General features: G+C 55.3%; 2 protein-coding genes. Both read right to left on the reverse strand.

Annotated features, from left to right (window positions below):
* Window positions 1-179 (reverse strand): nitrilase-related carbon-nitrogen hydrolase (locus FEM54_RS32115; RefSeq protein WP_276614964.1); only part of this gene is annotated, 179 nt, incomplete at its 3' end.
* A gap of 95 nt (window positions 180-274) precedes the next feature.
* A partial coding sequence (locus FEM54_RS32120; RefSeq protein WP_240792836.1) for an FAD-dependent oxidoreductase occupies window positions 275-1,671 on the reverse strand: 1,397 nt, incomplete at its 5' end.

The following is a 1,671-nucleotide window of genomic DNA, read 5'->3' on the forward strand; positions in this document are numbered from 1 at the left end:
TTGTTGAATAGATACCCGGTGTTGGCCAACTCGGGCAGCACAATCAAGTTGGCGCCATTGTTCACCGCTTGTAGCGCAAGGCTGAGGCTGGTCTCCAGGTTGGCGGGGCGGTTTTGTGTGCCGACTTGCGGATCGAATTGCACAACGGCGACGCGGACGGGACTCGTAGAGTCGTTCATGTTCTAGACCTCTTTTTATTGTTATGAGCCCACCTTTAAGGGCGGGCGTTTAATAGGAAGTCTTTTTTGCTTGTGCGTCAGTAGGGTGTTTCGGTTTAAAGCGTAGGCTGTTGCTGTATTGGCGATTGCCCCTGATAGCGTGGGTAATCGTCCAGGGTAAACCCTCCGTTGAAGGTGGCCTGGGTGGTGTGGCAGAGGTTGATCACCGCATCGACGGCGCCACGCAAGCAGGGTTCGGTCCAGCCGGCATCCACGGAAAAGGATTCGCCCGCCAGATACAGCCCGGAAACAGGACTGTAGTCGCGGTTGTACTGCATCAAGCTGACCGCGTCGTAGTAAGTGCCTGCTCGATACAGCTTGGCGCAGCCCAGCGCGTTCTTGTCAGTCATCCAGCGTTGGACGACGGCATTTTCTGTGTCGATGTAGGGTGATATCGGCGTTTTGATGTTGGTGCATCGCAACAGGATGCGGTCCAGTTCCGTGACGCATTTATTGACCAGCGCCTGATCGTCAAAGGCGGCCAGTTTGCTGGCGTCGTCCTCCCAGGTGTAGCTGAGCAAAATGCAGTCATAGGGATAGACGTCGTGGTAGCGGTAGGTGTACACATCGTGGATAAAACTGTCGGTGACCATGATCTGCGGGATTTTTTTGTTTTTCGACAGGAAGCTCTTTTTCAACGGTGCGTAGACCTTGCAGCTGGTTTCCCAGTGAGCGGTTTTATAGGCGTTGGTGACAGTGTACGGCAGCATGACCTGGTTGAAATTCTCCAACTGAATGTGGGTTTCGATAATCCAGGACGGTAGTGTCATGATCACGGCATCGAAGTCTTCATGGCGTTCGGTTTTGCCGGTGCCGCTGCTGGCGTGCCAGTCGTAAGTCACACGGATTTGGCCGTTTTCCCGCTTGGTCAGTCGTGTCACCGAGCTGTCGGTCAGAAAGCCTGCGCCGCGTTGCCGGCTGTGATCATAAAAGGACTGGCCGTTGACGTTGGTCTCCATAAACAGCAGGCACTCATCCAGTGCTGCCAGGCCGAGATAACGTGGCGCGTCGAACGCTAAGTCATTGCAGTCTTTGAGAGTGGTTTCCCCCAAGTACGGAGACGGCGCGGGGTTGCCGTTAATGCCCACGCGCCCGTGCACCAGTTGCAGTTGGCTGCTGAAGCCGAAAATCGCCGTGCGTAACGGATAGAGGCAGCACACGTCATAAAACGCGCCCCAACTGCCATCTCCGATACCGATGGAATAGAAAAGGGTGGACTCTTCCGAGGTCATGCCGAGCCCGCCAAAATCGCCGGGAGTCGATGGCTTCCACGCAATACTTGCCAGAGTCACCAAGTCACGAAAGGATAGTTTCTGGTACCGAGTGACGATCGCGGCCCATAGGGATTCCCACTGCGGTGTGCCATAGCTTTGCGCGACTTGTCGGGTCATCTGGTCAGCGAATTGGCGCCACTTCGCATACACCTGTTGCAATTTTTCTGTGGGTGGGGGTG

It is taken from the genome of Pseudomonas edaphica, assembly GCF_005863185.1.
GTDB lineage: Bacteria > Pseudomonadota > Gammaproteobacteria > Pseudomonadales > Pseudomonadaceae > Aquipseudomonas > Aquipseudomonas edaphica.